Below are 22,852 nucleotides of genomic sequence, written 5' to 3' on the forward strand. Positions count from 1 at the left end.
CAGTTCATCTGCATCATGGAGTAATACGCTCTTGATATTCTCTTCTATTTGAGATATCCTATCCATGGGGTCACCTCTTCTTTTGGATTTGCTCTTACTTTAACAGAGATGACCCCTTTTGTAAAGCCAATGGGGCGAAAAATCTTTCGCCCCTACCCAAGGGAAATAAGAGCGAAGGAAATTTGAGCGTAATGGGAACGCTTTTATCTTCGGCCGGGCTCCACGGCTGGATAGATTTCATCCCGATTTTCATCCTGGGCCTTCTGCTCGCTTGGACCTATGAGAGGACGAACAACCTGACGGGATGCGTCATCGCTCATTCGATGAACAATCTACTTGCAACGGTTACAATCCTTTTGAGGTGAGGGAATGGTGACGAGGTTTATCGATGAGAGGATAGATTATACCGGCGAGCAACTTCGATCGCATTGGATATATGAGAGGTTCGGAATCCCGGGCGACGCGATGGTCTCCTTCATCGGGAGGTGTGACGTCGAGTTTGATGAGATGGTCGATCTGGAGGACGTCCTGGCGAGAAGTCCTATACGAAGCGAACGGATGCTCCACTTCATCGTCGAGCACTTCGACGTAGATCTTGAAAGGGCGATCCTTCGACAGAGGTTGCTTATGGCTATAATCCTCGATCTCCTGAACCGTTCGGTCGGATCGCTTCTCTTTCGACGGGAAGGTGATGACATATTTTCGGACGATGCGAAGCTCTCCGTGTCGATCGCCACCTGTTCGCCCGTCTCAACTCTGATACATGTCGGCCTCAACATAACCACCGAGAACACCCCCGTTAAAACGGCCGGTCTTGTCGATTACGGCATAGATCCGAAAACCCTGGCGAGATCGATCATGAAGGCATACTCCGACGAGATCAAAGGGATGACTTCAGCGAGGGTCAAGGTGAGATGGGTGAGATGAGGGTCTCACTGTATACGGTGGGCGAGGCCGAATCGGGTTTGAGGGTGGATAGATTTCTGAGCGAAAAGGAGGGTATATCGAGGGAGTTCGCCAAAAAATTGATCCACAACGGACATGTATCGATCGACGGCCATCCCACCAAGCCGAGCCATAGGGTTCGTTCGGGGGAGCGGATAAGGCTTGAGATCCCCCCGCCTGAGCCTCTTGATCTGCGCCCTGAGAGGATGGAGCTCGATCTGATCTACCAGGACGATCACCTGATAGTGCTGAACAAACCCCCGGGAATAGCGGTTCATCCCGGTGCGGGGGTCAGAAGTGGAACCCTGGTTAACGCCCTTCTGGGGATGTTCCCCGATCTGCCGGGCATCGGAGGAGCAGAGCGGCCGGGGATCGTCCATCGGCTCGACAAGGACACATCCGGAGTTATGGTTGTCGCTAAAAGCGATCTGGCACATCGAGATCTCATAGAGCAGTTCAGGAGGAGAGAGGTTCGTAAAAGGTATCTGGCTCTTATCTGCGGCGTTCCCCATGACATATCCTTTGTGATAGACGCCCCGATAGGCAGGAGCATACATGACAGGAAGAAGTTCTCCGTCAACTCCGTCTCACCTAAGGAGGCAATCACCGAGGTGAGGATATTAGAGGACTACGGAAGATATGCTCTTATAGAGGCCCGCCCCAAAACGGGGAGAACCCATCAGATAAGAGTTCACCTCTCCCATATCGGCCATCCGGTGGTGGGAGACCCGATGTATGGGGGCGGAAGGAAACGTTCGATCAAGGAGGCACCTGATGAGGAGATACGAAAGGTGATGGAACGGATCACCAGACAGATGTTACATGCCCACACCCTGTCATTTAGACATCCGGCAACGGGGAAATGGATGAGCTTTTCAGCTCCTATTCCTGAGGATATGAAGGAGGTGATCGAAAGGCTGAGGAGAAAGATGAATTAAAGTTCACCCAGTTTCTCCAGGATTTTGATCTTTATCGCCTCTTTATAGGCCTCGACAGCTTCGTCATTCATCCCCTTCGATGCGTATGCCATTCCAAGCTTGATATACGCCTCGGCCGAGTCGGGAGAGATCTTAACCGCCCGCCTGTAAACCTCGATCGCCTCGTCGTATCTCCCCTCGATGTGATATAACATCCCGAGGTTGAACAAGGCCGGATAATTGGTGGGATCGAGCTCCACGGTCTTTCTGTACTCGGATATGGCCGATTCACGATCTCCCGAAAGGAAATATGCCACGCCGAGATAATAATGCCCCATGGGAAAGTGAGGGTCTATGTGGAGGGCATCCTTAAGGAGAGCTATGGATTTGGGATAATTCCTGGTGTACAGAGCGAGGAGCCCCCTCCGATAGTAATAATCTGCCGGTTTATAAGGTCTGAGGGCTCTGCTTTGGGGCATCTCCCTTTTAGGGAGCTCCTCGTCACGCCTGACAGGCAGGAACATAATATCATCCCTTTCCCTGTAACATCTTCCTGGCAAACGTCGGAAGAGCGAAAGCCGCCCTGTGAATTTCCTCGTTATAATATTCGGTCTCTATCCCGGAGTTCAGATAGCGGTTCGGGTCGTAATCATCTATTGGATGATATCTCTTGGATGCGAACGAGAAGGCCCACATTCCGGTCGGATAGTCGGGCGTGAAGGCGAGATATATACGAACGATTGGGAAAATCTCGCTAACCATAAGGTAGTAATCCCGCAGCACTATCTCATCGAAATAAGGCGAGGCGATCTGAGCCGTTACTATGCCGTCGTCACTTAGGGCTTTGAAGAGATCTTCGTAGAACTCGGAGCTATAGAGTCCAACCGCCGGGCCTCCGGGAATAGGGTCGGTCGAATCAACCAATATCACATCATATGTGCCTTCGGGAACACGCCTGATAAACTCGACGCCATCCTCAATGTGAATCTTTAGCTTCGGATGATCGAACTGACAGGCCGTGGAGGGGATATATTTTTTACAGACCTCTATGACCATAGGATCTATCTCCACCAGTTCCACCTGTTCGATCTCCTCATGTCTGACCACCTCCCGGATGGCACCGCCATCGCCCCCGCCGATTATCAAGATTCTCTTTGGGGAGGGATGTACGAAGAGCGGGGGATGGACAAGCATATCATGATAGACGAACTCGAACTTCTCCGTCAGCATTATCATCCCATCCAGGAGGAGCAGCTTACCACAGCTCACCGTATCTAGAACGGCTATACGTTGATATTTACTTCTTCCCACGAATAGGGTCTCCTTAACCTTGAACTCAAGCCTGGTATTGTTGTGTTCCTCATACGCCCACAGTTCCATAGATCTGCTCCTGATAGATCGGCATCCTCTCCAGTTCGAGGATACCGCGTTTTATCTCCATTGGGAGATACTTTTGAGCCCTCAGTCTCTCCTTAAGATACTCGAATGCCTTCCAAGGATCGACGTCATTGCCGCACGTGAAAAGGTCAACGGCGGCGTATCCATATTCAGGCCAGGTATGTATGGCAAGGTGAGACTCTGCTATCACCACAACTCCGCTAACCCCGTGAGGGGAAAAGGCGTGAAATACATCCTTTAGGATGGTGGCACCCGTTCGCCTTGCAGCCTCGAGCATGTACCGTCGGATCAGATCCAGGTCATTGAGAATTGTTCTATCACATCCATAATACTCAACCAGCAGGTGCCTGCCAAGGGTGGTCATCTTTTTCATCTTCCCCTCCTTATTCCGGTGTTTCATTTGAGATCTAGAGCATACTCACGAGAAACACCGCATTCCTCCTTTCTAACCGGCGTATTTATATATCCAAGAAGCAAAGCATATCGCTCATATTATCGCTGAGTGTAGCGGAGATTTTTAAAGATAGTACGGGCGAAAAATCTTTCGCCCCTACTCAAGGGAAATAAGAGCGAAGTTAAAAGGAGACAGAAAACAGGAAGCAGGAGGCAGGGGAAAATCTATATTCCCGTCTCCCGTTTCCTGCCTCCTGTCTCCTACCTCATGTGGTAAACCTCCTTAACGGAGTGTATTCTGCCCTTCGGGCATGTCCAACAGGCTTAGGCCAGCGAATAGCGAGTGGCGAGTAGCGAATGAGGAAAAACCGCCACTCGCAACTCGCAGCCTCTACCTGCTACCACCATCGCAAGCCCACGACTTTAGTCGTGGGTGGTTGACATACGTTGGCTTACGGATGAATATGATATCACCTCAAACCCACTTTGTCAACCGAGTTAATACCCCCGAAAAAGCTGATTCAACACCCTCAGCGAACCCTTGCCAATTAAAGGATATTCTGATACAATAACCCTGAAAATTTTCCGGATGGGAGGATAGCCCTTGCTGGAAGAGAGGCTACGAAAGCTTGAGGAGCTTCGCAGCTTAGGGGTGGACCCTTACCCCTATAGATATCAGGTTGACACCCAAATACGGGATATCTTCGAGAGATTCGGTGAGGTTCAGGAGATACCTGAGAATGAGCATTTCGTCTCGATCGCCGGCAGAATCATCACGAAAAGGGACATGGGGCGCGGCGGATTCGCTCATATACAAGATTCAACCGGCAGGATACAGATATACGCCAGACAGGATGTCCTGGGAAAGGGGAAATACAAGATCTATAAAAAGCTGGATGTAGGCGATATAATCGGCATCTACGGGTATGTCTTTAGGACGAGAACCGGCGAGCTGACGGTGCTAGTCCAGGATTTCCAGCTCCTGACCAAATCCCTCAGACCGCTCCCCGAAAAGTGGCATGGGCTGAGGGATAAGGAGACCAGATACCGTCAGAGATACCTCGACCTGATCGTCAATCCCGAAGTTCGTGAGACCTTCATCAGGCGATCCGGGATCGTTCGAGCGATCCGGGACTATCTGGATGAGAGGGGATTCCTCGAGGTCGAGACGCCTATCCTCCAGCCCCTATACGGCGGCGCAAGCGCTCGACCCTTTATCACCCATCATAACGCCCTCGATATGGACCTTTACCTGAGGATATCGGATGAACTCTACCTGAAACGGCTTATAGTCGGGGGATTCGACAAGGTCTACGAGATCGGGAAGGACTTCCGCAACGAGGGGATGGACAGGGAGCATAATCCCGAGTTCACCCAGATAGAGATCTATCAGGCCTATGCAGATTACAACGATATGATGGATCTGGTCGAGGATCTGATAAGCCACGTCGCCAGGGAGGTCCTGGGAACCACCACGATAACCTATCAGAACAATCGGATCGATCTTACCCCCCCATGGCGTAAGGTCTCGATGATCGAGGCGATCAGGGAGAGTTCGGGGATAGATGTCACCCGAACATCCGAGGGGAAGATGTTGAGGATCATAGAGGAGAAAGGCGGAGAGGTAAAGGGAAAGCCCAGCTGGGGGAAGATCGTGGCGGAGCTCTTTGAGATCTTCGTCGAGCCCGATCTGATCCAGCCGACCATAGTGATGGATTACCCCGTGGATATCTCGCCGCTGGCCAAGAGAAAACGCGGGGATAATCGGTTGGTCGAGAGATTTGAGCTCTTCGTGGGCGGTCTGGAAATGGCGAACGCCTTCAGCGAACTGAACGATCCGATGGATCAGCGCGAGAGGTTTAAGGAACAGATGAGACAGAGAGCGCTGGGGGATGAGGAGGCACAGGTGATGGACGAGGATTTCATAAGGGCGCTGGAATACGGTATGCCTCCCACCGGCGGACTCGGGATAGGGATCGACAGGCTCACCATGCTGCTGACGGATAGTGAGTCGATCAGAGATGTCATCCTCTTCCCCCATATGAGGCCTGAAAATCAATGAGATACGAGCTGTTTATCGCCCTGAGATACCTCAGACCGAAAAAGGGAAGATCCTTCATCTCGATCGCTAATGCCTTTTCCATACTGGGGTTGGCGGTCGGGATCGCCACGGTGATAGTGGTCCTATCGGTGCTGGATGGGATGGAGGAGGTTATAAAGGATAAGATGCTCGGCGCCGAGGCACATATCCTCATCTGGGCTCAGGGCGCCGATGCCTTCGGGGATTACGAAAGGGTGATCGAAGAGGCGGCCTCCGTTAAAGGCGTCATCGCCGCCACCCCGGCGGTGGTGAGCCAGGGACTGGTTCAGGATGGATCGGGACAGAGGAGAACCGGCGTCATCGTCAAGGGGATCGATCCTGGGCGTGAGAACAAGGTGACCAACATAGAGAGATACCTCTCCAAGCCCCTGAACTTCGATCCCGGACTGGTTGAAGAGGCCAGGGCCAGATATAAGGGCAGGTTCTCGATCACCGGTCCGATAATCCTGGGCTCCGGCGTCGCAAAGAGGCTGGGCGTCACCATAGGCGATGTGGTGGTTCTCTTCTCCAAGCTCGTCCCCGATCCTGTCAGGGCGGGCGGGTATATCCCCATAACCCGTAGCTTCGTGGTGGTGGATATCTACGATTCCGGGATGTATAGCTACGACTCGGCTTTAGTTTTCCTGCCTCTGAGTGTAGCTCAGCAGATATATGAGATGCCGGGGATGGTCAGCAGGGTCGAGGTGAGGGTGGCCGATCCGGGGAAGGTGGACGATGTGAGGCTCAAGCTGTTGATGAAGCTGGGGTTCGGATTCCTGCCTCGAACCTGGAAGGAGATGCATGGCAACCTATTTAGCGCCATGCAGCTTGAAAAGAGGGTCACCTTTGTGGTTGAGATGCTCATCGTGATCGTCGCCGCCTTCAGCATAACCAGTTCGCTTATCATGCTCGTTATGGAGAAGGTGAGGGATATCGGGATACTGAAAGCCATGGGGGCCCAAAATAGGGGTATAGCCAAGATATTCACCTTTCAGAGCGGCGCCATCGCTCTGATCGGAGCCGCTGTCGGCACAGGACTTGGCCTGTTTTTATGCTGGTCGCTCGAGACGTGGCTCCACATACCGATATACAAGGACGTCTATCAGTTGGATACCCTTCCGGTTAAGATAAGTTGGCCCTTTGTGGTTCTGGTGAACATCTCGGCCTTTGTGATCTGCCTGTTGGCAGCTCTTTATCCCTCACGTAGGGCGGCAACCCTCAATCCCGTGGAGGCGCTCAGATATGAGTGAAGCCCTGGTAGAGGTCGTAGATCTGAGGAAATCCTATTTCGATGGCGACACGGAGTTGCCCGTGCTTAAAGGGATTAACCTGGCGGTCAGACGCGGAGAGATGATCTGTATAGTCGGCCCTTCCGGGGTGGGGAAGAGCACGCTGCTCCATATCATCGGAACGCTCGACACCCCCACGTCAGGCAAGGTGCTCTTTGAGGGAGAGGACATATTCAGCATGGATCAGGAGAAACTGGCCGATTTCAGATCGCGTCAGATCGGATTCATCTTCCAGTTTCATTATCTTCTGCCGGAGTTCACCGCCCTTGAGAATGTGGCGATGGGGGCTCTGATAGCGGGGAAACCGTCCGATGAGGCGTTCGCCAAGGCGGAGGAGCTTTTAAAAAGGGTCGGGTTGAAGGAGAGGATGAACCATAAACCCGCAAAACTCTCCGGCGGGGAAAGACAAAGGGTGGCCGTCGCAAGGGCTCTGGTCAACGACCCGAAGCTGATCCTCGCCGATGAGCCTACTGGAAACCTGGACACGCGGACGAGCGAAACGGTCTTTGAGCTTATCTGGGAGCTCAAGGAGATGATGGGTAAAACCCTTATCCTCGCCACCCACGATCTGAACCTCGCAAAGCGGGGGGATAGAATGGTTAAATTGATCGATGGAAAGATCGTCGAGGAGGAGGAATCAGATGTTAGTATATCTTAACGGGGAGTTCGTCCCCAAGGAGGAGGCGAAGATATCGGTCTTCGACCACGGCCTGCTCTATGGAGATGGGGTTTTCGAGGGGATAAGGTCATACAGCGGCAGGGTCTTCAAGTTAGATGAGCATCTCAAGAGGCTTTATGACTCGGCAAAGGCGATCATGCTGAGGATACCGCTTGAGATGGAGGAGATGCGTGAGGTGGTGCTTGAGACCCTGCGTAGAAATAATCTGAGCGACGCGTATATCAGGCTTGTCGTCACAAGAGGCGAGGGAGATCTGGGGCTTGATCCGGATAAATGTCCTAAGCCGACGGTCTTCTGCATAGCAGATAAGATCGTGCTATATCCTGAAAGGTATTACAAAGAGGGCCTTCGGATCGTCACCGTTCCGACCCGTCGCAATTACGTTGAGGCGATCAACCCGAGGATAAAATCGCTCAACTACCTCAACAACATCTTAGCTAAGATCGAAGGGAAACTCGCCAATGCCCCCGAGGCCATAATGCTCAACTCGGAGGGATACGTCGTAGAATGCACGGGCGATAACGTCTTCATAGTCAAAAGGGGCGTGCTCAAAACCCCGCCGGTCTACATAGGAGCACTGGAAGGGGTGACACGAAACTGTGTCATGGATCTGGCACGCGAGATGGGAATAGAGGTCAGGGAGGAGCTCTTCACCAGATATGAGCTTTACACCTCAGACGAATGCTTCCTAACGGGGACGGCCGCGGAGGTCATACCGGTCGTGGAGGTGGACAAACGCCCCATCGGCGACGGCAAGCCCGGACCGGTGACGCTCAAGCTTATAGATGCCTTCAGACGATACGCTCAGACGCACGGGACACCGATCTACGATACGTAGTGAGGTGACGGAATGGGGATAACATATACAAGGATAAAGATAAGAAACCCGATAAAGGAGACCGAACCTGAGGAGCTGACGGCAAAGGTGGATACGGGAGCTACCATCCTCGTTCTGCCGGGAGAAGTGGTTGAAAGACACGGATTCCCTAAGATAAGGAGACAGGTCGTTAAATATGCCAATGAGGAGACGGCAGAGAGGGATGTCGTTTGGGGGGTTGAAGTTGAGGTCTGCGGGAGAAAAGGAGTTTTTGAGGCCATAGTCGAGCCCGATAAAAGCTATGCTCTGCTTGGGGCGATAGTTATGGAGGCCTTAGATCTCATCATCGAGCCGAGGGATCTGAAGGTTTATCCCAGTCCACGTTCTAAGCTTCCTATGGCGGAAATAGAATGATGGTTCCCAAATATACGAAACGGGCACAGAGGGTTTTCCAGACGGCCCTAGAGGAGGCGGCCCGATTCAATCAGCCGACGGTGGATACCGAGCATCTCCTTCTGGCGATCCTGCAGGAGGGGAACAGCGAGGCGGTTCAGGTGCTCAAGGTGGTAGGTGTAGACCCGAACGGCATCCGCGAGGAAATCGAGCAGATACTCGTGGAGAGGGCAATCAACCGGTTCTATCCCGTCACCCCGGAGCGTTCGCCCAGGATAAACAGGGTGATCAAATACTCGGTTGAAGAGGCGGAGGCGATGGGAACGCCCTTCGTCGGGACCGATCATTTGCTTTTGGGATTACTGCGCGAGAGCGAGGGGCTGGCGGCCATTGTGTTGGAGAGGCACGGCGCGGAACTTGAGGAGCTCAGGGAGGTTGTATCAGAGCGCGCGGGGCTACTGGAGCAAAACGCCACGCCGATGCTGGACCAGTTCTGCAGGGATATAACCGAGATGGCCCGTGAGGGGATTCTCGATCCCCTCATCGGCAGAGAGGAGGAGCTCGGTAGGATCATCCAGATACTCATGAGACGCACCAAGAACAATCCGGTGCTCATCGGCGAGCCCGGCGTCGGCAAGACCGCCATCGTCGAGGGAGTAGCCCAGAGGATCGTCTCCGGTGATGTTCCGCCGGGGTTGATGGCCAAAAGGCTGCTGGCGCTTGACCTGGGAGCTATAGTCGCCGGGACGAAGTTCAGAGGACAGTTCGAGGAGAGAATGAAAGGGGTTCTAGACGAGGCAGTCAAAAGCGGAAATGTGATCCTCTTCATAGATGAGGTCCACACCGTCATCGGGGCGGGAGCTGGCGAGGGAGCGCTGGATGCATCGAACATACTCAAACCCGCCCTCGCACGGGGTGAGATCCAGTGCATCGGCGCCACGACGCTGGATGAGTATCGAAAATACATCGAGCGGGATAGAGCGCTGGAGAGAAGGCTTCAGCCGGTTATGATCGATCCGCCAACTCCTCAGGAGACGATCGAGATACTGATGGGGATCAAATCCAGATATGAAGCCCACCACAACGTCATTTATACGCCTCAGGCGATAGCCGCCGCCGTGAGACTATCCGACAGATACATCCAGGATAGATTCCTTCCCGATAAGGCCATAGACGTCATAGACGAGGCGGGGGCGTTGGCGAGGATAAAGGCGCATAGGTCCCATGAGCCGATCAGAAAGCTGGAATCAGATCTCAGGCAGATTATCAGGCGTAAGGAACAGGCCAAGGTGGAAGAGGATTTCGCCCTCTGCTCGCAGTTGAAAGCCAGAGAGCAGGAGATCAGGAGGCAGATAGCCGGACATAAGATCCCCGTCACAGAGGATGAGATCGCCGAGGTGGTCTCCAGGTGGACCGGCATACCGGTTGAAAACCTGAGCGAGCCGGAGGTTAGAAAGCTTGCCAGAATCGAGGAGGAGCTGAGGAGGAAAATCATCGGACAGGATGAAGCGATATCCCTCGTCGCTCACGCTATAAGACGCTCCAGAGCGGGGTTGAAGAACCCCTCAAGGCCCATAGGTTCCTTCCTCTTCGTCGGACCTACGGGGGTCGGCAAAAGCTACACCGCAAAGGTCATAGCCGAGTTCCTTTTCGGCAGAGAGGATGCCCTTATAAGGCTGGACATGTCCGAGTTCATGGAACGGTTCGCCGTCTCCAGGTTGATCGGCGCCCCACCGGGATACGTGGGATACAACGAGGGGGGAGAGCTGACGGAAAAGGTCAGACGCAGACCATATTCGGTTGTGCTGTTTGATGAGATTGAAAAAGCCCATCCCGATGTCTATAACATCCTGCTCCAGATCCTCGAAGACGGTAGGCTCTCCGATAATCTGGGCCATACCGTGGACTTCCGAAACACCATACTGATAATGACCTCCAACGTCGGCACCCGAGATATCGCCTACAACCGATCGCTCGGCTTTTCAATGAGAGAGCTGCGAGAGTCGGGGGAGATGATGCGGGAGAGGATCATCTCGCGGCTCAAGGAACGGTTCAATCCCGAGTTCCTCAATAGGATAGATGAGACGGTTATCTTCAGACCGCTGGATGAATCGGATCTGAGAAGGATAGCCTCTCTGATGCTTGAGGAGCTGGCCGAGAAGGCGAGGGAAAGCGGGTATGAGCTGTCCTTCGATGAGTCGATCATCGAGATGATCGTCAAACGAGGATATAAACCTGAGCTGGGGGCGAGGGGGCTGAGGCATGAGATCCAGAGGAGTATCGAGAACCTCATCGCCCAGAGGATCGTTGAGGGCAGGATAACTGGGGATGTTCCGGTCAGGATCAGATATGAGGAAGGCAAGGTGATGATAGAGGATGTCGAGACCGAGTCGGAGATCGTCCTCGCTCTATCGAGATAGATCCGAACGGCTCCGGAAGATCTGCAGGGATTTTCGCGTGGCGATACTCTATGCTTTTGGAAGCAGGGCAAAAGAGGTGAGGATGTGGATGGAGGGAAGAATGGAGAGGTTAGATCCGGGGCCATCCGACTTAGATATAGGAATTAAGCCGTCGCCGGGGGTACGTCTCACCGTGTACGATAAGGTTCAACTGGCCATAGCCCTGGAGGACTTCTTCGGTGTGGAAAGGGTTGATCTTATCGTCCTGCCTGAGGCCAAGCCTTTTCTGGCCGCAGACATCATCCGTGGCGAGAGGCTGTATGTCGAGGACGAGGATATAGCGGACGAATATGATCTCTATGTCCTGAGGAGGGCCGGAGATCTCGCCCCGTTGGAGAGGGAAAGGATAGAGCTGATATTAGGGGTGAAAACTTGAGTCCTGGAAGGGTATCCAGCAAGGTAGTGACCGATAGATTCTCCTGGATTGAGGAGATGATCGGTGGTATCCGATCGCTTCCTCTGAAGAGTAAGGAGGATTTCCTCTCAGATAGGAGAAATATCTGGGCGGCTGAATCCCGCCTGCGGCGAGCTCTCGAGGCGCTTTTGGATCTCGGCCGTCATATCCTCGCTAAAGGATTCGGGCAGGGCGTGAGCGAATATAAGGAGATAGCAACCAAGCTGGGTGAAAATGGAGTGCTCTTAGGAGAGGAGGTTAAGCTCCTCAGGATATTGGCCGGATATCGAAATAGACTGGTTCACTTCTATCACGAGGTCACGTCTGAGGAGCTTTATGAGATCTGTGCCTATCGGCTTGGAGATCTGGAGAAAATGAAGAGAGCGTATCTGCGCTGGCTGAGGGAACATGAGGAGATGCTGGATGAAGGGCTTTAAACTCAGGTCAACAGATAACCTCACTGTTGCGTTTTTCATCTTTAGCTTTGAACGGAAAAATTTCGCTTTCGGGAGGGTTCACCGCATGAGGAGGTTTTTCCCCTTAATCCTAGCGATCGTCTTTTTAGCTGTCCCCCTCTTATGGGCTGAGGATACCAGCCTGATCGTCAAACAGATTAAGATAACCGGCAATAAGAACATATCCAAAGAGCTTATTCGAAGCCTCATCGAAACCAGAGAGGGCGAGGAGATATCGCTCGACAAGCTCTCAAAGGACATCAAGGAGCTCTATAACTCCACCGGAGCCTTCTCTAACATAATGGTGGACGTTCAGCCGGTGGATGGCGGGTTAAGCGTCGAATATAAGGTGATCGAAAACCCCAAAATTAAGAGCATCAAGATCGAGGGGAACAAAGCGATAAAGGAGAAGGAGATCAGGGATAAGATCAGCATCTCGCCCGGGGAGTTCTTCCACGAGAAAACCGTATGGGATAACAAACAGAGGATACTCCAGCTCTACAGGGATAAAGGCTTTTACAACGCGAAGGTCGATACGAGAACGAAGAAAAATCAGGATGGCACCGTCGATCTGATCTTCGCCATCTCCGAGGGCGAAAAGGTGAAGGTGGAAAACGTGAAGCTCCTGGGAAGCAAGGGGTTGTCCGATAGGGCTATAAGAAAGGTCATGCGAACCAGAGCTGGGAAATATCTAAGGGATTCCGTCCTGGAAGAAGATGTTAAAAAGATCGAACAGCTCTACAGGGACAAGGGGTTCATCTTCGCCACCGTCAAGAAGGTGGAGAGGAAGTTCTCACCCGACAACCGAAAGGTCACGGTGGAGATCACCATAGATGAGGGCAAACAGTTCAGGATCGGAAGATATGATCTGGATGTGGTTTCACAAGGCAAGAGGATCTTCTCGGATGATAAGATAAGATCACATCTCAATCTGGACGTGGGCGATATCTTCAGCCAGTCGAAGTTCCAGGAGGATATAGCTAAACTTCAACAGGCGTATATCGACGAGGGATACATAACCGCTGAGATCACGCCCGATATCAGGTTCCGAGAGGATAAAGGGCTGGTGGACATCACGCTGAAGATCAACGAGGGCGGACAGGTTCTGATAAACAAAGTGGTGATAACGGGGCTGGAGAAGACGAAGGATGAGGTGATCCGAAGGGAGCTCGACAGGCTCGATATCAAACCCGGCAAACCGTTCAACGTCAAAAATATCCGTAAAGCTCGCCAGAGAATCATCTCGCTCGGTCCCTTTATCAAGGGGGTGGATTTCATCCCCGGAGGAAGCGGGAAGGGCAACAGGAAGGATCTGATCGTCCAGATAGTCGAATCGCCTCAGATGGGTTCCTTCGGCATCGGCGGCGGCTATAGCAGCCAGGACGGGCTTTTCGGTTTCGCCGAGATCGGCCATAACAACCTCCTCGGCAGGGCATACAGGCTGTATTTCAAGGGCGAGGTGGGAATACGTAACCGGAAGATAGCTCGATTCACCTTCGATACGCCTTGGATATTAAACACTCCTACCTCGCTGAATATATCCCTCTACAGCACCCAGAGACAGCGATACCTCTACTATTACTACTCTAACAGACGCGATAGGTCCTACACGGACAAACGATACGGCGGAACGATAACTCTGGGCCGATCACTCACCCGCAACCTGAACGTGGCCATCAGGTTAAAGGATGAGATGGTATCGACCGAGGTGCCCTATGAGCTGAAGGACGTGTATCAGGGGGTGGAGAGGCGCGAGACCAGAAGCATGACCTTTTATCTGACCAGAGACACGCGCGATTACCTCTCAAGCATGTTCGATCCCAGCGGAGGCTCTTACAACGATCTATCGGTGGAGTTCTCCGGCGGTTTGCTGGGAAGCGGGGAGAGGATAAACAGGTTTCAGAGATATACATATGAGGGCTCATGGTTCGTCAACCCGTTCTGGAAGTTCGTGTTTGCCGCTCACCTTAAGGTCGGATATCTGAGGGCCGGTTCGCTCAAAACACTTGAGGATAAACAGAGACAGTTGGGGTTGATATACGAGAGGTATTTCCTCGGCGGGGCCGATACCGTTAGGGGATACGATGATTTCACGATCGTCCCGCCCGGAAACGAGTATATATCGAGCGCGTGGGGCGGCAATAAGATGTACTATCTGAACCTGGAATGGCGTTTCCCGATAGTTGAGGCCATCAGGGGCTTGGTTTTCTTCGATATGGGACAGACGTGGAACGAAAACACCGGCACGCTCAAAGCTTTACTGGACGACTTCAAACCGAGGAGAAGCATCGGCGTAGGAGTGAGATTTGAGATGTTCGGCATGCTGGCGAGACTGGAATACGGCTACGCCCTCGATCGGAACCTCGGTCACGGCAAACTTGCCCCGAAGGGTAAGTTCCACTTCACCATAGGGCCGGGGTTTTAAGCGCGGTTATCCCGACAGGAGGTGGGAAAGGTGCAGCGGAGATTTTTAAAGTTACCGTCCACCGCTTATAGGTCATTTATTGTCATTTGTCGCCATTTATCGTCATTCAATAAATGACGGCGAAGCCAAATGACTTTACAAATGACGGTTGAGCTGTGGACGTCGGACAATTGGCTATAGATAGATGCCGCACGAGGGAGATAAGAACGAATAAAATTAAAGGAGGCTTCAAGTTATGTCCAAAAAACGGTTTTTGGTTTCAACCATAATCATAGTCGCCGTGGCGATAGCTGTGGCGGCTTCAAGCCAGACGATGCAACAGAGGATGATAAGGATAGCCGTCGTCAATACCCAGGAGGTGTTCGACAAATACCTCAAAACCCAGGAGGCCCAGGTTAAGCTGAACGAGGAGATAAGCAAGCTGGAGGAACAGGGAAAGAAGATGAGCGAAGACCTGAGAACGCTCCAGGAGAAATACGACAAACAGCGAATCTTCATCGACGATAAGAAGAAGGAACAGGAGATGCTTCAGCAGATAGAGCGAAAGAAGGAGGAGATAAGACAGTTCATCCAAGCGGGACAGCAGCAACTGGATAAAAAACGGCAGGAACTGACCGAGCCGATAATCAAGGAGATAGATCAGGTCGTCCAACAGATAGGCAAAGAAGAGGGGTTCGACCTGATTGTGGATAAGATCGCAACGCTTTACGTCAACCCTCAGTTCGATATAACTGAGAAGGTGATACAGATCCTAAACCAGAAATACCTCAAGGAACATCCTGAAGCCGCTAAATCGAAGGGGGGAGCTGAAAAATCCAAATCCAAGGAGCAGGGGAAGTGAGTTCCCTGTGAGGGCGTATGACCGTGAAGCTTAGAGAGATAAACGAGATGTTAGGAGGCGAACTGGTGGGCGACGGCGAGGTGGAGATAAGTGGCGTATCGGGAATCAAAGAGGCAAATCCCGGAGATATAACATTCCTGGCCAATCCCAGATATAGATCTGAGCTCTCCAAAACCCGAGCATCCGCCGTAATCGTGGGCAGGGATGTCAGAAACTGCTACGGTAAGCCGTTCATCAGGGTCGATAACCCGTTCTACGGGTTTGCCAGGGTTCTCGAGCTCTTCACCCCCAAGCCGAAAAGCTTTAAACCGGGAGTTGACCCGACGGCCATAATCGGTGAAAACGTCTCACTGGGCGAGAACGTCGTCATCCAATCCCATGTCTACCTGGGAGATAACGTCAAAGTGGGCTCCGGAACGGTGATATATCCCTTCGTCTACATAGGCGACGGAGTTGAGATAGGATCGAAAACGGTGATCTATCCGAACGTGACCATACGCGAGAGATGTAGGATCGGAAACGGCGTGATAATTCACAGCGGCGCCAGGATAGGCACGGATGGTTTCGGATTCGCCAAGGTAAGCGATAGGCACCACAAGATCCCCCAGATAGGTACGGTCATCATAGAGGACGATGTGGAGATAGGCGCTAATACCACCATAGATCGGGCTACCACCACCAACGGCGCCACGATCATAAAGAAAGGCACGAAGATCGATAACCTCGTCCAGATCGCCCATAACGTCGTGGTAGGTGAGAACTGTCTCATCACCGCTCAGGTGGGAATCGCCGGCAGCACACAGGTTGGCAACTGGGTCATATTCGCCGGCCAGTCCGGCTCAGTCGGCCACGTCAGGATAGGCGATAACGTCACCGTGGCGGCGAGGGCCGGGGTGACGAAGGACATCCCGCCCAATCAGTTCGTCTCCGGCTTTCCCGCGGAGCCTCACATCAGGGAGCTGAGGGTTCAGGCGGCTATAAGGAAACTGCCGGAAACCGTGAATCAGATCAAAGAGCTAGAGGGTAAAGTCGCAGATCTGGAGAAGAAACTGGCTCTGTTGCTCGAGAGGGTCCATGTCGAGTGAGTCCGTGATCCTCGTCTACCATAAGGTTGAATCTAGGAGGGAGATCGGCCTGACACGGGTATCTCCCGAATCCTTCCGAGGACAGATCGAGCTGTTGCGCTCAGAGGGGTTTATCTCGATCTCGCCGTATCAACTGCTCGATCATCTCCTCCACCAACATCCGCTTCCCGAAAGATCGGTCCTCATAACCTTCGACGACGGATATGAAGGTGTCTATCGATTCGCCCGCCCGATCCTGATGGAGAACGGATTCAGCGCTACGGTCTTCCTGATATCCGAGTTCATAGGAAGCTGGAACCGGTGGGACGTCAGGTTGTGCGGCAGGTTTAAGCATCTATCGATCGATCAGATCTTGGAGATGAGATCCGATGGATTCACGTTCGGCTCTCACGGGGCGACACACAGATTCCTCACATCATGCCGCGGCATCCTGCGCCGTTTCGAGCTCGAATGGTCTAAGATCAAGCTTGAAAGGGAGATCGGGGCAAAGGTTGATCTGTTCTCATATCCGTATGGAGATTGGAATGAGGATGTGGTTAAATCGGTTCGGAAGGCGGGATACAGCGCGGCGTTTACCATGAACCCCTTTCTTCCCGCTTCAGCCGAAACGGCTTTCTCTTTGCCGAGGATATCGGTGTATTCGTTCGACACGCTGGAGAGCTTCAGGATCAAGCTCGGACTCGGCTCTCAAAGGCTGAGGCGGCTTCTCCTCAAGCTCAATCTGATGGTTAACAGGTGCTCACATGCCGGTAGGTTGGTCCATGCTTGATTATCTGATGGTTCTCAGGCCCACCCTTATGATCCCCGTCTGGACGATGGTTCTGGCCGGATATCTGAGGGGAAGTTCCACCGAGATCATCCCCGGTTTCATCCTGATGCCGTCGGGATCGCTCCTCCACACGCTCATCCTCTACACCATGCTCATGGGTTTCGTCTATGTGCTCAATCAGATAACCGACGTGGAGAGCGATACGGTCAACGAGAAGCTCTATCTGGTGGCTGAGGGACATGTCAGCCGTTCGATCCTGATGGCCGAGATGTCGCTTCTGATCCTGATCAGCGGAGTGATGGCGACGGCGCGATACGGATTGAAGTCCATCTATATCTGCCTTTGGGGTTTCTCCCTTCTGATGGGTGTTCTCTACTCGGTGAGACCCTTCAGGTTCAAAGGGAGACCGTTTCTGGACCTCATCTCGAACGCCTTCGGCTACGGATGTATCGCCTTCGGCATGGGATGGGTTTCAGCTTCGGGATACTCCGGCGGGATGTGGCTCAAAAGCCTGCCCTATTTCCTCTGCGTCGGAAGCACGTTCGTGAACACCACCCTGCTGGATATCAAGGGCGATCAGGCGGTGGGCGATAGGACAACGGGGGTGGTGCTGGGTTTGAGGAGATCATGCTGGCTGAGCCTCTCCCTCCTCCTTGCCGCCCTGATCTCGGCGCTGTGGCTGAGGGATTTAATCTCCGCCTCGGCCTCCATCATATCCGGGCCTTTTTTCATCAGGATGGCCCTAAACCCGGGGCCATCGAGCATCTCCTCGGCCACGAAATTCGGCATAACGTCGCTTTCGATGATCGTCGGCATCTTCGTCCCGATGTATATCGTTTGGCTTCTCGCTATCTTGCTCCTCGTCAGATGGTATTATCGCGGGAGATTCGGAATCAGGTATCCGTGATTCGCCATGTTATTTCTGGGTGCTCTGATCTTAATATATACAGGGTTTTATCTGATGGTGACCTTCTTCCTATTCGTGGGCGTCCTGCTCGCCGGTCGGACATCCAGCGAGGGAACCCCCTCGGTCTCTATCCTCATCCCGGCCAGAAACGAGGAGGGTAAGATCGAGGACTGCCTGAAGGCGGTGTTGTCTCAGGATTATCCTGGAGATCTGATGGAGGTCATCATCGTAGACGATAGATCCATCGATGGAACGGCTCGGATCGTCTCGGACATTGCCTCAAAGGATAAGAGATTGAAGCTGGTGAAGATCTCCTATAAACCCCCGGAGCTGACCGGCAAGCAAAACGCCCTTGATGAAGGTCTGAAGTTCTGCGAGGGCGAGATAATCCTGAATACCGACGCTGACTGTGTGGTGTCTCCCGGTTGGGCCCGAAGTATGGTGAGATATTTCGGAAATGGGGTGGGGATGGTGATGGGGTTTACGCTCATCCGATCGACCGAAGTCTCAATCGGTGGTATGATCTACTCCCTGGACATGCTTTTCCTCCTGAACGCAGCGGCGGGGGCTGTCGGTTTGGGCGTCCCGGTAAGCTGTATCGGAAATAACATAGCCTATCGTTCCGACCTGATCAGGGAGATCGGCAGTTTTAAGGGGTTGGGGAAAACCGTCACCGAGGACGCCGAGCTGATACAGGCGGTAAGACGTCGGACGAACTGGAAGGTTGAGGTGGCATACAACCCCGAGGCGATCGTCTACACATCGCCCGTCAGTGGGGCACGTGACTTCCTGAGTCAGAGGGCCCGATGGCTGATAGGCGGATTTGAAACCAGGGCCTGGACGGTCATGCCCCTCGTGCCGATCCTGATCCTTCATCTCTCCCTCGTGGTGGGCTTTATCCTCTCGATGCTGTGGAAGCCGTTGTTCTGGATATCCTCAGCGGCTTTTTGCGCTAAGTTTCTGGCGGACCTGATACTAACGATCCCAGGTGCCTTAAGGCTTGGAAAGCAAAAATTGCTCCTTCTGATGCCGATTTACGAGGTTATCGTCCTCATATATCCCATTCTGGTCATGATATATGCCATGGTGATCAGGGAGATACGCTGGAAAGGGGAGGCCTATCAGAAATGATGAGGGATTTCTTCTTCTGGACATGCCTTGTGCCCCTTTTCTATATCCTGATCAGGAGGTTCCTCCTCACATACGCGGAGATACATTACTCCTTCAAAAAGGGATTGAGCTTCATACACAGGAGAAGACCCGAGGTTCTGGCCGATGCCCCGTGGAGGGTGAAAAAAGGAGAAAAGGTCCCGATTTTATGGGTCGTTAAGGATGCAGATCTGTTCCCTATCGAGATGCTTCGGATCTACGCCGTGGTTAGCTCGAGTGGGAGGAGATCAAGGATCGATCTCCTCAACGGGAGGAGGAAGATATCGGATAGGCTGACGTTCAACGTCGAAATGGTGGAACTCCCGAAATGGGCCGGTGGAAAGGTGAAGCTGGACGTGCATTTCATCTATCGTCAGAACGGCTTCATAAGAAGGGTGAAAAACGACAACCTTCCGGGGATATCCCATGACGGATTCGACATCTACGTCTCGGAATATGACCTGCCGAAACCTGAGGGTTGGTATTACGGCGACGTACATTATCATTCGGATAAGACCGATGATCAGGTGGAGTTCGGGGCGCCCATCTGGGTGGCCAAGGTGATGGCCAAGGCGGTGGGATTGAACTGGTTCGCCGTGACCGACCATTCATACGATCTGGATATACCTCCCGGTGAGATGTTCGGGCTGGACGAAAGCCTTGGCAGATGGAGAAGATTGATCGAGGAGGTGGAGGAGATAAACGGCCTGGACGACGATTTCGCCGTCCTCTTAGGCGAGGAGATCTCATGCGGCAACTCGCTCGATCAAAACATACATCTGCTCGCCTTTCGATCACGCTCCTTTATCCCCGGCAGAGGGGACGGCGGCAAGCGCGGGATAAACTTCCGCAACCATCCCGATCTGCCACTTGAGAAGGTGCTATCGCTGTTGAGGGAAAGCGGGGGATACGCATATGCCGCTCATCCCCATGAGGGAAGCACCTTCCTCAGCCGTCTCGTCCTCAATAGAGGTCATTGGAGGGATGAGGATCTAACCCAGGAGGGATGCTATGGAATGCAACTGTGGAACGGATGTTCTAAGATAGGTCTGGAGATAAGCTACAGGCATTGGATCAAGCTTTTGCTTTCGGGATACAGGCTCTACGTGATCGCAGGTAGCGATGCACATGGAGATTTCAACAGGTTCAGGCGGGTCACCTATCCGTTCTTCTGGGTCGCCGAGAAACGGGGAAGCTCCTTCGGCAGACCGCGGACCTGTCTCCTCACGCGGGAGAAGATCAGGGAGGAAAACGTCCATAGCGCTTTGAAGGAGGGAAGATGTATCGTCACCGACGGACCGTTCGGAACGATATTCGCCGAGGACGAGACCGGGAGGAGGACTGCGGTTGGAGGAAGCGTCAGAGCCGGAAGGGTGAAGATCGAAGCGATCTGCCTCTCAACGCCGGAGTTCGGAAGGCTCAAAAGGGCTAGACTGATAGCCGGCGATCTGGGGAGGAAAATGGAGGTGACCCTCAGCAGGCTGAGAACCTCATCCTTCGAGGAGCACTTCTCATGTAGGACGAAGATCCCTGACAGGTCATATCTGAGGCTCGAGGTTATCTCCGAAAAGGGCAGATGCCTGACCAACCCGATATGGGTTGTGCCATGAAGGTTAAAGCCTATATCGACATATCCAGGCCGGCCAACGGCGTGATAGCTTCCGCATCCGTCTTCCTGGGCGCCCTCCTTTCAGGCGGCGGACCGATCCTTCCGATCTCATATGTGGCCGCGGCTGCCTTTTTGATCCTATCGGCCGGAAATGCGATCAACGACCGTTGTGATGTGGAGATAGACCGGATCAATAAGCCCGGCCGTCCTATACCCTCCGGCAGGATATCCAAGGGCGAAGCGACGATCTTCTCCGTTCTATGTTCCGCGCTCGGCGTTCTGCTTTCCCTTTTGGTTAACCTGACGGCGACCTTCATATCCATCGGCGTTGTGCTCCTGCTCTTCCTCTATGCGATCAAGCTTAAGCGCACCCCCCTGCTGGGCAACGTCGTCGTGGCGATATTGACCGGATTGACGTTTATATCGGGCGGCGTCGCCGTGGAGAAGCCCCTCGGAGCTCTCATCCCCTCCATCTTCGCCTTCCTGTTCACGCTGGCCAGGGAAGTGGTCAAGGATATCGAGGATGTGGAAGGGGATAGATCCGCCGGCGCCAAAACCGCTCCTGTAGTCTGGGGAGCCAGAACCGCGGCGCTCATATCGGCGATCGTGATGGGAATTGTGGTGGCGGTATCCCCGATACCATTTCTCCTCGGAATTTACTCGTGGAGATACATGTTAACCGTGGCGATAGGGGTGGATGCGGTCATGATCGGCTGTATCGTCGGGATGCTCCGCTCCCCCTTAAATGCTCCCATCGTGCAGAAAGTGATGAAACTCGATATCATAGCCGGCCTCGTAGCGATATATCTCTCCTGATTTAATCCCCCGAGAATTTCATCCATATGAGCCCATAAAAGGGGATGAAAATCCTCGTTTCTAGCTCCTAGTTCCTTACAGTTGAGAGCTATAGCCGAGCAGATAGCTATCCCTTTGTGGGGATCTATCGGTGAGATTTTATGTCGGCCCACAGGGTGACCAGTTTGCCGCCTGGCCGGACAGCCATCCCTTTTCCTCCCGGCTGCGGCAGCTTCTCCTCCAAATACTCCCCCTGATACACGCGGAAATGATCGAGCCATACATCCTCCTTCTGCTTTCGAAAGTCGATGTGAATGACCACAAACGGCGGGCTCTGGACGGTCATGTTGGGCGAGAAATAATATTCCGCCCACTCATCGGTTATCGTGAAGGTCTTGCTCGGGCCCTCCCACGTGTCGAGCTGCTCGAATTTGACGTAGAGAGGCCTCGTCTTCTCCTGTTCCGTCTTCGCCCAGAAAGCGCAGGTGTAGATCTTGCCGGCCTTCACCTCAAAGCTCGGAGAGTGAATCTCGGGGTTCCAGTCGTCAGGTCCTACGGCGTCTATCTGGGCGAAGAGGCAGAAATCGCCTGTAACTCCCCCTTTCTCGGCCTTTATCAGGCCGGCGGAGTTTCCACCGACGTTGAGCTTCCACCCATTCGTTCCTTCCTCGAAGTCCGGATTCGACACGAGGTTCTCGATCTCAGCGCCGTAACTTCCGACCATCCCCCCGATCAGGAGCAGGAAGAGTGAGATGAAAAGTTTAAGAATTCTCATGCTTCAACCTGATTCCTCAAACTGTGTCAAACTGACCTATCTGCCGGTTGAGGAACCCCCTCCTTTCTATCCCATTGCGGCAGATAGACCAAGGCTCCCGGCCGCTCTATGAGCCGAAGCCTACCAATTGTGTTCGCTCTTATTTCCCTTGAGGTAGGGGCGAAAGATTTTTCGCCCCATTGGCTTTACAAAAGGGGTCATCTCTGTTAAAGTAAGAGCAAATCCAAAAGAAGAGGTGACCCCATGGATAGGATATCTCAAATAGAAGAGAATATCAA

23 protein-coding genes are annotated in these 22,852 nt (G+C 53.0%); 19 read left to right on the forward strand and 4 right to left on the reverse strand.

From position 1 onward, the window contains the following. Positions 1-191 precede the first annotated feature (191 nt). Genes J7M22_04390 through J7M22_04400 form a run of 3 tightly spaced genes read left to right on the forward strand, consistent with a single transcriptional unit; the run spans position 192 to position 1,883 of the window. Entirely contained in the window at positions 192-365 is a 174-nt protein-coding gene (locus J7M22_04390; GenBank protein MCD6505847.1) for a CPBP family intramembrane metalloprotease, read from the forward strand. 4 nt (positions 366-369) lie between these two features. Continuing rightward, positions 370-927 (forward strand): DUF366 family protein, encoded by a 558-nt coding sequence (locus J7M22_04395; GenBank protein ID MCD6505848.1) that lies wholly within the window; start codon positions 370-372, stop codon positions 925-927. After that, the gene (locus tag J7M22_04400; protein MCD6505849.1) at positions 915-1,883 is read left to right on the forward strand and encodes an RluA family pseudouridine synthase; all 969 of its coding nucleotides are present in this window, start codon (positions 915-917) and stop codon (positions 1,881-1,883) included. Before J7M22_04395 ends, J7M22_04400 begins: the two co-directional genes overlap by 13 nt. Here the strand turns inward: J7M22_04400 and J7M22_04405 are convergent. Genes J7M22_04405 through J7M22_04415 form a run of 3 tightly spaced genes read right to left on the reverse strand, consistent with a single transcriptional unit; the run spans position 1,880 to position 3,624 of the window. After that, positions 1,880-2,386: a tetratricopeptide repeat protein gene (locus tag J7M22_04405; GenBank protein ID MCD6505850.1), complete on the reverse strand. Its 507-nt coding sequence runs from the start codon at positions 2,384-2,386 to the stop codon at positions 1,880-1,882. The two genes, J7M22_04400 and J7M22_04405, sit on opposite strands and share 4 nt — an antisense overlap. Positions 2,387-2,390: 4 nt before the next feature. Next, complete coding sequence (gene speE, locus J7M22_04410; protein ID MCD6505851.1) at positions 2,391-3,242, reverse strand: polyamine aminopropyltransferase; 852 nt, start codon at positions 3,240-3,242, stop codon at positions 2,391-2,393. Continuing rightward, positions 3,223-3,624 carry an S-adenosylmethionine decarboxylase proenzyme gene (locus tag J7M22_04415; GenBank protein ID MCD6505852.1) on the reverse strand — a complete coding sequence of 134 codons (402 nt, stop codon included), beginning with the start codon at positions 3,622-3,624 and terminating at the stop codon, positions 3,223-3,225. Before J7M22_04415 ends, speE begins: the two co-directional genes overlap by 20 nt. A gap of 633 nt (positions 3,625-4,257) precedes the next feature. Between J7M22_04415 and lysS the strand changes: the two genes are divergently transcribed. The 16 genes from lysS to J7M22_04495 all read left to right on the forward strand — a co-directional run bounded on the left by lysS (position 4,258) and on the right by J7M22_04495 (position 21,820). Further along, positions 4,258-5,715: a lysine--tRNA ligase gene (gene lysS, locus J7M22_04420; protein ID MCD6505853.1), complete on the forward strand. Its 1,458-nt coding sequence runs from the start codon at positions 4,258-4,260 to the stop codon at positions 5,713-5,715. Then, positions 5,712-6,983, forward strand: coding sequence for an ABC transporter permease (locus J7M22_04425; protein ID MCD6505854.1), 1,272 nt, complete (start codon positions 5,712-5,714; stop codon positions 6,981-6,983). The genes lysS and J7M22_04425 overlap by 4 nt, the downstream gene beginning before the upstream one ends. Further along, positions 6,976-7,680 carry an ABC transporter ATP-binding protein gene (locus J7M22_04430; protein MCD6505855.1) on the forward strand — a complete coding sequence of 235 codons (705 nt, stop codon included), beginning with the start codon at positions 6,976-6,978 and terminating at the stop codon, positions 7,678-7,680. The genes J7M22_04425 and J7M22_04430 overlap by 8 nt, the downstream gene beginning before the upstream one ends. Further along, complete coding sequence (gene ilvE, locus J7M22_04435; protein MCD6505856.1) at positions 7,664-8,539, forward strand: branched-chain-amino-acid transaminase; 876 nt, start codon at positions 7,664-7,666, stop codon at positions 8,537-8,539. The genes J7M22_04430 and ilvE overlap by 17 nt, the downstream gene beginning before the upstream one ends. Before the next feature lie 12 nt (positions 8,540-8,551). Then, complete coding sequence (locus J7M22_04440) at positions 8,552-8,932, forward strand: hypothetical protein (GenBank protein MCD6505857.1); 381 nt, start codon at positions 8,552-8,554, stop codon at positions 8,930-8,932. Next, a complete protein-coding gene (locus tag J7M22_04445; protein ID MCD6505858.1) occupies positions 8,929-11,331 on the forward strand; it encodes an ATP-dependent Clp protease ATP-binding subunit in 2,403 nt (800 codons plus the stop codon). The genes J7M22_04440 and J7M22_04445 overlap by 4 nt, the downstream gene beginning before the upstream one ends. After that, on the forward strand, positions 11,288-11,746 hold the full coding sequence (locus J7M22_04450) for a hypothetical protein (protein MCD6505859.1): 459 nt from the start codon (positions 11,288-11,290) through the stop codon (positions 11,744-11,746). The genes J7M22_04445 and J7M22_04450 overlap by 44 nt, the downstream gene beginning before the upstream one ends. Then, positions 11,743-12,201, forward strand: coding sequence for a DUF86 domain-containing protein (locus J7M22_04455; protein ID MCD6505860.1), 459 nt, complete (start codon positions 11,743-11,745; stop codon positions 12,199-12,201). The genes J7M22_04450 and J7M22_04455 overlap by 4 nt, the downstream gene beginning before the upstream one ends. Positions 12,202-12,286: 85 nt before the next feature. Continuing rightward, a complete protein-coding gene (gene bamA / locus J7M22_04460) occupies positions 12,287-14,644 on the forward strand; it encodes an outer membrane protein assembly factor BamA (GenBank protein ID MCD6505861.1) in 2,358 nt (785 codons plus the stop codon). Positions 14,645-14,879: 235 nt separating this feature from the next. Beyond that, positions 14,880-15,485, forward strand: a complete 606-nt coding sequence (locus tag J7M22_04465; protein ID MCD6505862.1) for an OmpH family outer membrane protein — start codon at positions 14,880-14,882, stop codon at positions 15,483-15,485. A gap of 17 nt (positions 15,486-15,502) precedes the next feature. Next, positions 15,503-16,570, forward strand: a complete 1,068-nt coding sequence (gene lpxD, locus J7M22_04470; GenBank protein MCD6505863.1) for a UDP-3-O-(3-hydroxymyristoyl)glucosamine N-acyltransferase — start codon at positions 15,503-15,505, stop codon at positions 16,568-16,570. Continuing rightward, positions 16,560-17,339, forward strand: a complete 780-nt coding sequence (locus J7M22_04475; protein ID MCD6505864.1) for a polysaccharide deacetylase family protein — start codon at positions 16,560-16,562, stop codon at positions 17,337-17,339. The genes lpxD and J7M22_04475 overlap by 11 nt, the downstream gene beginning before the upstream one ends. Next, the gene (locus J7M22_04480) at positions 17,332-18,246 is read left to right on the forward strand and encodes a UbiA family prenyltransferase (GenBank protein MCD6505865.1); all 915 of its coding nucleotides are present in this window, start codon (positions 17,332-17,334) and stop codon (positions 18,244-18,246) included. The genes J7M22_04475 and J7M22_04480 overlap by 8 nt, the downstream gene beginning before the upstream one ends. A 6-nt stretch (positions 18,247-18,252) precedes the next feature. Then, the gene (locus J7M22_04485; GenBank protein MCD6505866.1) at positions 18,253-19,377 is read left to right on the forward strand and encodes a glycosyltransferase; all 1,125 of its coding nucleotides are present in this window, start codon (positions 18,253-18,255) and stop codon (positions 19,375-19,377) included. Continuing rightward, positions 19,374-21,005 carry a CehA/McbA family metallohydrolase gene (locus J7M22_04490; GenBank protein MCD6505867.1) on the forward strand — a complete coding sequence of 544 codons (1,632 nt, stop codon included), beginning with the start codon at positions 19,374-19,376 and terminating at the stop codon, positions 21,003-21,005. Before J7M22_04485 ends, J7M22_04490 begins: the two co-directional genes overlap by 4 nt. Next, positions 21,002-21,820: a geranylgeranylglycerol-phosphate geranylgeranyltransferase gene (locus J7M22_04495; protein ID MCD6505868.1), complete on the forward strand. Its 819-nt coding sequence runs from the start codon at positions 21,002-21,004 to the stop codon at positions 21,818-21,820. Before J7M22_04490 ends, J7M22_04495 begins: the two co-directional genes overlap by 4 nt. 124 nt (positions 21,821-21,944) lie before the next feature. Here J7M22_04495 and J7M22_04500 read toward each other — a convergent pair whose 3' ends face one another. Continuing rightward, the gene (locus tag J7M22_04500) at positions 21,945-22,574 is read right to left on the reverse strand and encodes a carbohydrate binding domain-containing protein (protein MCD6505869.1); all 630 of its coding nucleotides are present in this window, start codon (positions 22,572-22,574) and stop codon (positions 21,945-21,947) included. Between the last annotated feature and the right edge of the window lie 278 nt (positions 22,575-22,852).

This window comes from Candidatus Poribacteria bacterium, from assembly GCA_021162805.1.
Taxonomy (GTDB): domain Bacteria; phylum Poribacteria; class WGA-4E; order B28-G17; family B28-G17; genus JAGGXZ01.

Excerpts from the sequence above, each read along its gene's own strand:
- J7M22_04390 (MCD6505847.1), top strand. The coding sequence starts at position 192 with ATGGGAACGCTTTTATCTTCGGCCGGGCTCCACGGCTGGATAGATTTC.
- J7M22_04395 (MCD6505848.1), top strand. The coding sequence starts at position 370 with ATGGTGACGAGGTTTATCGATGAGAGGATAGATTATACCGGCGAGCAA.
- J7M22_04400 (MCD6505849.1), top strand. The coding sequence starts at position 915 with ATGGGTGAGATGAGGGTCTCACTGTATACGGTGGGCGAGGCCGAATCG.
- J7M22_04405 (MCD6505850.1), bottom strand. The coding sequence starts at position 2,386 with ATGTTCCTGCCTGTCAGGCGTGACGAGGAGCTCCCTAAAAGGGAGATG.
- speE (MCD6505851.1), bottom strand. The coding sequence starts at position 3,242 with ATGGAACTGTGGGCGTATGAGGAACACAACAATACCAGGCTTGAGTTC.
- J7M22_04415 (MCD6505852.1), bottom strand. The coding sequence starts at position 3,624 with ATGACCACCCTTGGCAGGCACCTGCTGGTTGAGTATTATGGATGTGAT.
- J7M22_04425 (MCD6505854.1), top strand. The coding sequence starts at position 5,712 with ATGAGATACGAGCTGTTTATCGCCCTGAGATACCTCAGACCGAAAAAG.
- J7M22_04430 (MCD6505855.1), top strand. The coding sequence starts at position 6,976 with ATGAGTGAAGCCCTGGTAGAGGTCGTAGATCTGAGGAAATCCTATTTC.
- ilvE (MCD6505856.1), top strand. The coding sequence starts at position 7,664 with ATGTTAGTATATCTTAACGGGGAGTTCGTCCCCAAGGAGGAGGCGAAG.
- J7M22_04440 (MCD6505857.1), top strand. The coding sequence starts at position 8,552 with ATGGGGATAACATATACAAGGATAAAGATAAGAAACCCGATAAAGGAG.
- J7M22_04445 (MCD6505858.1), top strand. The coding sequence starts at position 8,929 with ATGATGGTTCCCAAATATACGAAACGGGCACAGAGGGTTTTCCAGACG.
- J7M22_04450 (MCD6505859.1), top strand. The coding sequence starts at position 11,288 with ATGTCGAGACCGAGTCGGAGATCGTCCTCGCTCTATCGAGATAGATCC.
- bamA (MCD6505861.1), top strand. The coding sequence starts at position 12,287 with ATGAGGAGGTTTTTCCCCTTAATCCTAGCGATCGTCTTTTTAGCTGTC.
- J7M22_04465 (MCD6505862.1), top strand. The coding sequence starts at position 14,880 with ATGTCCAAAAAACGGTTTTTGGTTTCAACCATAATCATAGTCGCCGTG.
- lpxD (MCD6505863.1), top strand. The coding sequence starts at position 15,503 with ATGACCGTGAAGCTTAGAGAGATAAACGAGATGTTAGGAGGCGAACTG.
- J7M22_04475 (MCD6505864.1), top strand. The coding sequence starts at position 16,560 with ATGTCGAGTGAGTCCGTGATCCTCGTCTACCATAAGGTTGAATCTAGG.
- J7M22_04480 (MCD6505865.1), top strand. The coding sequence starts at position 17,332 with ATGCTTGATTATCTGATGGTTCTCAGGCCCACCCTTATGATCCCCGTC.
- J7M22_04485 (MCD6505866.1), top strand. The coding sequence starts at position 18,253 with ATGTTATTTCTGGGTGCTCTGATCTTAATATATACAGGGTTTTATCTG.
- J7M22_04490 (MCD6505867.1), top strand. The coding sequence starts at position 19,374 with ATGATGAGGGATTTCTTCTTCTGGACATGCCTTGTGCCCCTTTTCTAT.
- J7M22_04495 (MCD6505868.1), top strand. The coding sequence starts at position 21,002 with ATGAAGGTTAAAGCCTATATCGACATATCCAGGCCGGCCAACGGCGTG.
- J7M22_04500 (MCD6505869.1), bottom strand. The coding sequence starts at position 22,574 with ATGAGAATTCTTAAACTTTTCATCTCACTCTTCCTGCTCCTGATCGGG.